The following is an 8,488-nucleotide window of genomic DNA, read 5'->3' on the forward strand; positions in this document are numbered from 1 at the left end:
ATTGGAAGATTTTTCTTCTAAAGAAGAAAAATTTGAACAATGGCGTTATAAAAATAACGAAGTCTTATTCCGGCGGAGCATTTACTCCGGCTCAAGCTGTCCCTCTTTAATCCGATGCATAGGATAAGGCTACAGAGTGTTAGCGATAAGTGCCAATAATGGCAGGGCTATCACAATACGCTCCAGGAAAATAATGAACAGCTGCTTAAAACCAAGGCCAACATTTGACTTGACAATGATACTGCCCACCTCGGTAAGGTAAATAATCTGTACCAGGGAAAGGCCGGCAACCAAAAACCTGGTTTGTACCGGCAAATCCGGGCTGGTAATCAACGCTGGAATGAACATATCAATAAAGCCCACCAGCGTAGCCGGAGCTATATCAAAGGCCCCATTAATTCCCAAAAGGCTCATGTAAGCCCCCATTGGATAAGATATCCACTGCATAATCGAGGTTTCATTGACCAGCAGAGTTCCCAAGGTTCCCCAGGCGATAACTATTGGAATAAGATCCATACAAATGCCTATGGTCATCCTCCCGGCAGCATCAAATGCATTTCTAAAGCTGAATTTTTGAGCACGCTTCATGGCGGCAATCCACGCCCAACCCAACAGAGAGGACGCCTCCGGTACCTCCTCATTAATATTTTTCTCGCCGCAATAGGTATCTGGAATTCTGGACAAGGGCGGAATACGCACCCCAATCATTGCCAGCAGCAGGCCAATGGCTGTCACCGAGCCGTACAGCAGCACAAAATGACTGGTTACGTTCAGGGTCTCAGCTATTACCATACAGAAGGGAATGGACACCAGGGAAAAATTGGTCATAATAGAGGCCGCTTCCCGCTTGCTGTAGTAACCATTTTGGTGCTGATTGCCGGTAATAAGCACAGCTGTATTGGAGGACGCCAGCCAGGAGGCAATCAAATCAACCGAAGCCCGTCCCGGCACCTTAAACAAGGGCCTAATCAAGGGTCTAAGCAATATCCCCATAAATTCCATAATCCCACAATCCGTCAGAAAGGGCAGCACAAAGCTTAGGGTTACCGCAATAGCTACCAGGGTTTGGGCCAATGAAACCATACTGGCCCCCACGTCCTCACTGCGCACCATTTCCGGGCCAACCCCAAAAACTACACATATAGTAACAGCCATGGCAATGAGGCGGGTCATGGCATAGGGCTTGGACACAAACATCAATGGCAAAATCCAGCCATATCGCCCTGATAGCCTTGGCCTCCAAAACAATCCCACCAAGGAGCTCAGGCCGGAAAACAGCACCAGCACCGTTAGCAGCCAGGGCAAGTTTGCCTGAATAGCCTTGTCCAGGGCCTCAGTCAGAACACTAAGGGCTGTATTGTATGAGCCGCCAGCAGTATCCCATGGATAAAGGAACATGAAGCAGCCAAACAATGAACACCCAAAGAATTTAACAATATCGGCAAAGCCATAGCCCCTTTGTTCAGCAGCAACAGCTATATTATTTTGTTTATCAACCATAATCTGTATAATATCCCCTTTAAAAAGTTAATTAACGTTTAACATATCAACGCCCTATATGATACAGTATTATGGATTTTTATGCAATAAATATCATTTCATCCATCAAATATATTTAATCTTCCTTTGCTACTTCATTCAGCTTTTTATCCGGGTAAATATTCGTTCCCTTTATTGAAGCGTCCAATGCCAGGCCCTTTTTCGTCAGCTGGTAAACCCAGATTCCATCGTCCACAACAGTGGCTCCCTCCAGTGAGCCCCCCTCTTCGCCATCACTGGCCGATGCCTCAGCAGAGCCGCCCACCTTCCAATCGTTAATGGTAAAGGATCTCCAGGCCTCCTCATGGGTAATAACAAACACCAGGTCATATTCCTTGACCCCAAGGCCCAGGCCAATGCCCGTTTCGTTCATCCGCATGTAAACCCGTTCACCGGTGTTATTGTTGACGGCTACCCCCCGTCCATGGGCACTGCCAAAGAGCCCCAGCTTCATGCCGGTATTGCTCAGGGTGGCATAGCCATAGGAGTCAGCAATCACCTGCCTAGCGGAAGGAACCTTATCATAGAGCCGCTCCAAAGCCTTTTTGGACAGCTCGTCGATTTCTCCCCGTTCCTTTTTGGCCTTTTCCTGCTGCTTCCGCTCCTTCTCCGCCTTTTTGTCCAGCTCGGCCTGATCCTGAGAGGTGGCAACTGTCTCCCTTGTATCACCTGTTGAGCTGTCCCGGTCAGCTGCCAATGCCGTCATGGGCAGCAGCACACAAATAAGCAGCACCAAAATCATACCGAAAAATCCCTTTTGATAACGCATAAAAAGCCCCCTTTTCCATTTCGCCGGGTTTGATATGCTGTCATATTCTGAAATGACAGCATATCACCCCATCACTTCTACATATTTATATTTTTATTAAATTCTACTTTTTTTACTAAAATCCTTTTAATTTTCCCTAGATAAGCCAAAAGCTAAAAATGTCTATCTAAAAAAAGAATATTGTATACATAATTATCATATATTGTATCAAAAAATGATTATATTATATAATCTTAAACGATGTTGTTAATATGCATGTTTCAAAAGGGAGGTTTTATTTTGAATACATACGTAAATGAAGTATTGGAAAAGGTTAAGCGGGAAAACCCTGGTGAAGTAGAATTTCACAATACCGTCAAAGAGGTATTGACATCTATTGCACCAGCCCTGGAGCGCAATCCAAAATATCAGGACACAGCTCTACTGGAGCGGCTGGTGGAGCCGGAACGGGTTATTATGTTCCGGGTACCTTGGACTGACGATAAGGGCAAAACCCATGTAAACAAGGGCTATCGCGTACAATTTAACAGTGCCATAGGTCCTTACAAGGGTGGGCTTCGCCTTCATCCATCCGTCAATTTGTCCATTATGAAGTTTTTGGGCTTTGAACAAATATTCAAAAACTCCCTTACCACCCTGCCAATCGGCGGTGCCAAGGGTGGCTCCAACTTCGATCCAAAGGGAAAATCCGAGGGGGAAATAATGCGGTTCTGCCAAAGCTTTATGACAGAGCTGTACCGTCATATCGGTCATGATGTAGATATTCCAGCCGGGGATATTGGTGTAGGCGGCCGGGAAATCGGCTATCTGTTCGGCCAGTACAAGCGGCTTAAGGATACCTATGAGGCCGGTGTTCTCACCGGTAAGGGTCTTTCCTACGGAGGCTCCCTGGCCAGAACTGAGGCCACCGGCTACGGTCTCCTGTACTTTACCAGTCTGTATTTGGCCGATAACGGAATGGATTATAAGGATAAAACCGTGGTTATATCCGGTTCCGGCAATGTGGCCACCTATGCCATTGAAAAGGCTCAGGAATTTGGGGCCAAGGTGGTAGCCTGCTCCGACTCCAACGGCTATATATATGATCCGGAGGGACTGGATTTGTCCCTTGTCAAGGAAATTAAGGAGGTACGTCGGGGACGTATCAAGGAATATGTAGCGGCCAAGCCGTCAGCTACCTACACGGAGGGTTGCAAGGGGATTTGGACCATTCCGTGTGATATTGCCTTACCATGTGCCACCCAGCAGGAGCTGGATCTGGACAGTGCCAAAACATTAATCGCCAACGGCGTAAAGCTGGTAGGTGAAGGAGCCAACATGCCATGTACATTGGATGCCATTGCTTATATTCAGGAGCACAAGGTACTCTTTGCTCCGGCCAAGGCGGCCAATGCCGGCGGTGTAGCCACCTCTGCCCTGGAAATGGCCCAAAATTCCATGCGCTACAGCTGGTCCTTTGAGGAAGTGGATAACAAGCTGAAGGGCATCATGACAGACATTTACAATGCCTCGAAAAACGCCGCCAAGGAATATGGTCATGAGGGAGATTTATTGGTGGGCTGTAATATCGCCGGCTTCCTGAAGGTGGCCAACGCCATGATGGCCCAGGGAATTGTGTAATGCTCCCCAAAGCACAATATGACAACAAACTTTTCACGCACCCCCTTAGTATCGGATAAATAAAAACGGGCTGCCCATGATGATAATGCTTCATCACAGGGCAGCCTGTTTTTTATTTATACCAATATAGTTCTAAATCAATATTACTGAAAAAGCCAGGAATGCTTATGAAACACTCCTGGCTTTTTTAGTTTTTCTGCTTAACCCTACTCATTCCTCCTGGCGGAGAACCACCTGGTCGGTGTGGTCTATCTCCACAACCTTTACATTTACAGATTCCTTGGAGGAGGTCGGGACGTTTTTGCCCACATAATCGGCTCTTATAGGAAGCTCACGATGGCCCCGGTCAATAAGCACCGCCAGCTGAATTGACTTTGGACGGCCCATATCAATTATGGCATTCAGGGCAGACCTGATGGTGCGGCCGGTGTACAGCACATCATCCACCAATACGATAATCCTGTTGTCAATGTCCACCGGCATGGTGGTAGGCCGGACAATAGGCTGATAGGACAAAATAGACAAATCGTCCCGATAAAGGGTAATATCCAGCACCCCCACCGGTGGACGCTTACCCTCAATCCCTTCTATGGCATCGGCCACCCGTTCAGACAAGGGCACACCACGGGAACGAATACCGACCAGCACTATATCATCTACCCCTTTGTTCTTCTCCAGAATTTCATGGGCAATGCGTACCAAGGCACGATGCATCCCCTGTTCGTCCATAAGAACCGTCTTGTCAATAAAAGTTGTCATAGTATTCATCCCCTCGTATTCATACTAATATTTAATCCATTTATTCCCCTTATTTATTCCGCAGCTTTTTCAATATTTTTTCCATATCCTCAGGCAGCGGACTGGTAAAGGTCATACGCTCTCCCGTAGTGGGATGGGTAAGCTCCAGGCTAATGGAATGAAGGGCCTGGCCCTGAATGGAAAAGCTTCCCTTCACCTTGCCATGGCGGGCAGCACCGTATTTAGGATCCCCCACCACCGGATGGCCAATATGAGTCATATGAACCCTGATCTGATGGGTGCGCCCAGTTTCCAGACGACATTCAATAAAGGTACAGTCCCCAAACCGCTCCAGCACCTTAAAATGCGTGGTGGCGGGCTTGCCGTTTTCCTGGACAATGGCCATTTTTTTACGGTCTGTGGGATGACGGCCAATATCGCCACGAATTATTCCGGCTTCCTCTTTAATATTGCCCCAAACTATGGCATTGTACACCCGATGGGCAGTCTTTTCCTGAATCTGCTCCGCCAGACTGATATGAGCCCTGTCATTCTTGGCAGCCACCATTACCCCGGAGGTATCCTTGTCCAATCTATGGACGATACCCGGCCTGATTTCCCCGTTAATGCCTGACAAATCCTTACAATGATACATAAGAGCATTTACCAAGGTGCCGGAATTTATCCCGGCAGCTGGATGAACCACCATCCCCCTGGCCTTATTGATTACGATAATATCATTATCCTCATAGAGAATATCCAGGGGAATATCCTCCGGGAGAATTTCCACCGACTCCGCCTCCGGAACTGACAACACCACATCATCATTCAAATGAAGGCGATAATTTCCCTTTCTGACCCTGCCATTTACCGATGCACAGCCATCTGCCGCCAGCTTCTGAATATGGGATCGGGAATAATCCGGCTGCATTCTGGTGAGAAACACATCCAGCCGTTCACTATCCATATCAGCCTTGAAGGTCAGTATCATTCTCGTTCCTCCTGACGAAGATATCAATTATGATAAGGGCAGCCCCTACGCAAATAGCCACATCGGCAATATTGAACACGGGCCACACCCGAAAATCAAAAAAGTCCACCACCAGCCCATTTTGCAGGCGGTCAAACAGATTGCCTACTGCCCCGCTGGCCAACAGGCTCACACCGTACTTCATCATCAAGGATTCCTTGGCCAGCTGCCGACGGAAATAAACCAACCCGGCGCACAAAGCAACTGCCACTATGATGAACATAATGCGCTGATTGGCAAACAGCCCAAAGGCTGCCCCCGGATTAAGGACATAGGTAATGTAAAAATAATCCTTAATCACCGGAATTGACTGACCCAGCTGCATAGAAGCAGTAACATAGCTCTTGACCAGCTGATCAATAAAAAAAACTATAAAGCCTAAACCTACAGGTACCAACTTTGCCTCCCAAAATCCTTTATTCATCGTCTTCAAAAGCCGTTCTGTCAGCTCCATCACTTTCCTGAGCCTCTGTTGGATTTTCCTCAGGCTTTGTGCCAATTTCCACATTTACAGATTGCAATATCTGAGACTCCTGTCTGTCGGGAAAATTACTCTCGGCCTCCTCCAGGAGGGAAAGCTCTGTCTGTAATGTATTGCGCATTTTGGCCACAAACTGGCGCTTTTCACTGACAATACGCTCGTACTCCGTAACAGCCTCCCGAACCTTTTGGGCGGCATCCTCCAACCGGCGCTTTGCCTCAATCTCCGCTTCACGAATAATATTATCACTGGCCTGCCTGGCGGCTGCCCTAATTTCCTCTGCACGGGTATTGGCGGTATTGGTTACCTCATCGGCGGTACGCTGGGCTACCAGAAGGGTATCCTGAAGATTTTTCTCCAGCTGGTGATACTGGCTCAATGCCTTCTCATTCAGCTCAATTTCCTTCTTCAGCTGGCTGTTTTCCCGAAATAATTTTTCGTAATCATTCACTACCTGATCAAGGAAATCATCAATTTCATCTATATCGTAGCCACGAAAGCTTCGTTTAAACTCCTGATTATGTATATCAACTGGTGTAAGCATTTATATCCCCCTAAAAACAATAATCTTGTAAAGCCACAGTATATTTTAGCATATTTTTTAATATTAAAATAGAGGCAATAATTTTTTATTATGAAATCTTAGCGAAGCAAATCCGAAGGATGCAGATGAGCTCTAGATTTCGTTGTAAGGGCGTGTGGACACTGTCAGGTGTCCAGTAAGCTTATTACGAAATCTTAGCTTTACAATTATTGTATTTGCCATCATTGTCTATATTTTTTATATGCGTTCCTTTAGCCACCGTTTTAGCAGGAAGGTTAATGCATAAGGGAAAGTATAAAATTTACCGTTCCAGCCAATATTAGTATCACCCAGTTTTATTCCATATATTATGTCAGAATATTTATCATTGCCAACAAGAGCATTGAGTGACTTTGTAGCACCATTTGTTGCCTTTACCTCCAACGGTACTAAGCTATCGGCATCACGTAAGAAAAAATCCATTTCCACAGTGGCACTATCATTGCGATAAAAATACAAATTATAGCCTTGCTGTTTAAGCATTTGGGCTACAACATTTTCTATCAATGCACCTTTATATACACCAAAATTACGGTTAGCCCGTAAATCTGTTTGGGCCTCTTCGTCTAAGCTAGCAATCAGTAACCCCGTATCACCATAATACAAACGATAATTATCTGGATTGTAATTCCCCCGCAAAGGAAGTGACAAAGAATCCAGGCAATAACATACATTTACAATACCGGCATTTATAAGCCAATCGTTAACGCCAACGTACTCCCGGCTTCTTGCACCATGGGCAACCTTTGATATCTTAAACTTTTTATTATCCTGCCCAAGAAAAACCGGTATTTTCCTGTAAACATTAAGGATTTTCCCCTTATCCATACCACCAGCATATTTTGTAATATCTTCTTCATAATCAAGCAACAGCTGCCTTTGCATATTAATGAGGCCACCATAGTTCTTTTGCTGAATAAAACGCCAAACTACAGCCGGCATTCCACCTAGCATTAAGTATTCCTGAAAGCTTTGACGCAAGGAGGTCATCATACTGGCAGAAAGAGGATTGAGCAACCTCATGCACTCATAAAGGATATCAATTTGCTTTGAAGAATATCCCTTTCCCCACAAGTATTCCTCAAAATCCAACGAATGCATATAATAATCCTGTTTATACCCTACGCTGTTGGATTCTATTTCCTGATAATTTAATCCCATCATAGAACCAGAACAAATTATGTCATATCGGCCATCAATTTTAAATGCCTTCAAACTGGTAGCACAACTTGGACAAACCTGCATCTCATCAAAGAAAATCAGTGTCTCATGCGCTTCCAAAGTGAAATCAGGATTTATAAACGTGATATTTTGAATGATTCTATCTATGTCAAACCCGTCAGCAAAAATCTGTTGGTACTCTGGCTGTAATATAAAATTTATTTCCACCACATATTTATAATTATTCTTGGCAAAATGCTCTATAGCTTCCGTTTTTCCTATCTGACGTGCTCCTCTAACAATGATAGGCAAATGATCAGCTGATTCCTTCCATTCAATCAAATATTGATCAATCTTGCGTTTTAACCGGTCAATCACAGAAATCACCTCATTTCGCCTATATTATATCACATTTTTCCTCTTAATTTAGGTCTAAAAATCACATTTTTCTTGTGTTTTTAGACTTAAATATCACATTTTCTAAATGAAATTAGACCTTAAAATCACATTTTTTATTATAACGCCATTGTTCAAATTTTTCTTCTTTAGAAGAAAAATATTCCAATT

General features: G+C 44.9%; 8 protein-coding genes. 1 reads left to right on the forward strand and 7 read right to left on the reverse strand.

The annotated features are described in order from the left end of the window. Positions 1-129 precede the first annotated feature (129 nt). Positions 130-1,500: a YjiH family protein gene (locus tag Q0Y54_RS10155; RefSeq protein ID WP_297967241.1), complete on the reverse strand. Its 1,371-nt coding sequence runs from the start codon at positions 1,498-1,500 to the stop codon at positions 130-132. 115 nt (positions 1,501-1,615) lie between these two features. Then, complete coding sequence (locus tag Q0Y54_RS10160) at positions 1,616-2,308, reverse strand: lipid-binding SYLF domain-containing protein (protein ID WP_297967244.1); 693 nt, start codon at positions 2,306-2,308, stop codon at positions 1,616-1,618. 255 nt (positions 2,309-2,563) lie between these two features. On the opposite strand from Q0Y54_RS10160, the gene gdhA reads away from it, so the two are divergent. After that, positions 2,564-3,928 carry an NADP-specific glutamate dehydrogenase gene (gene gdhA / locus Q0Y54_RS10165; RefSeq protein WP_297967247.1) on the forward strand — a complete coding sequence of 455 codons (1,365 nt, stop codon included), beginning with the start codon at positions 2,564-2,566 and terminating at the stop codon, positions 3,926-3,928. A gap of 210 nt (positions 3,929-4,138) precedes the next feature. Here gdhA and pyrR read toward each other — a convergent pair whose 3' ends face one another. The 5 genes from pyrR to Q0Y54_RS10190 all read right to left on the reverse strand — a co-directional run bounded on the left by pyrR (position 4,139) and on the right by Q0Y54_RS10190 (position 8,299). Continuing rightward, complete coding sequence (gene pyrR, locus Q0Y54_RS10170) at positions 4,139-4,687, reverse strand: bifunctional pyr operon transcriptional regulator/uracil phosphoribosyltransferase PyrR (RefSeq protein ID WP_297967250.1); 549 nt, start codon at positions 4,685-4,687, stop codon at positions 4,139-4,141. A 49-nt stretch (positions 4,688-4,736) separates the two neighbouring features. Beyond that, positions 4,737-5,657, reverse strand: a complete 921-nt coding sequence (locus Q0Y54_RS10175; RefSeq protein WP_297967253.1) for an RluA family pseudouridine synthase — start codon at positions 5,655-5,657, stop codon at positions 4,737-4,739. Next, complete coding sequence (gene lspA, locus Q0Y54_RS10180) at positions 5,635-6,120, reverse strand: signal peptidase II (RefSeq protein WP_297967257.1); 486 nt, start codon at positions 6,118-6,120, stop codon at positions 5,635-5,637. The genes Q0Y54_RS10175 and lspA overlap by 23 nt, the downstream gene beginning before the upstream one ends. Then, positions 6,113-6,721 carry a DivIVA domain-containing protein gene (locus Q0Y54_RS10185; RefSeq protein ID WP_297967260.1) on the reverse strand — a complete coding sequence of 203 codons (609 nt, stop codon included), beginning with the start codon at positions 6,719-6,721 and terminating at the stop codon, positions 6,113-6,115. Before Q0Y54_RS10185 ends, lspA begins: the two co-directional genes overlap by 8 nt. 237 nt (positions 6,722-6,958) lie before the next feature. Next, positions 6,959-8,299, reverse strand: a complete 1,341-nt coding sequence (locus tag Q0Y54_RS10190) for an ATP-binding protein (RefSeq protein ID WP_297967263.1) — start codon at positions 8,297-8,299, stop codon at positions 6,959-6,961. Between the last annotated feature and the right edge of the window lie 189 nt (positions 8,300-8,488).

The organism is uncultured Anaerovibrio sp., from assembly GCF_947302755.1.
Lineage (GTDB): Bacteria > Bacillota > Negativicutes > Selenomonadales > Selenomonadaceae > Anaerovibrio.

Coding starts and splice junctions, on each gene's coding strand:
- gdhA (WP_297967247.1), top strand. CDS start 2,564: ATGTTTCAAAAGGGAGGTTTTATTTTGAATACATACGTAAATGAAGTA.
- Q0Y54_RS10175 (WP_297967253.1), bottom strand. CDS start 5,657: ATGATACTGACCTTCAAGGCTGATATGGATAGTGAACGGCTGGATGTG.
- Q0Y54_RS10160 (WP_297967244.1), bottom strand. CDS start 2,308: ATGCGTTATCAAAAGGGATTTTTCGGTATGATTTTGGTGCTGCTTATT.
- Q0Y54_RS10155 (WP_297967241.1), bottom strand. CDS start 1,500: ATGGTTGATAAACAAAATAATATAGCTGTTGCTGCTGAACAAAGGGGC.
- Q0Y54_RS10185 (WP_297967260.1), bottom strand. CDS start 6,721: ATGCTTACACCAGTTGATATACATAATCAGGAGTTTAAACGAAGCTTT.
- lspA (WP_297967257.1), bottom strand. CDS start 6,120: ATGAATAAAGGATTTTGGGAGGCAAAGTTGGTACCTGTAGGTTTAGGC.
- pyrR (WP_297967250.1), bottom strand. CDS start 4,687: ATGACAACTTTTATTGACAAGACGGTTCTTATGGACGAACAGGGGATG.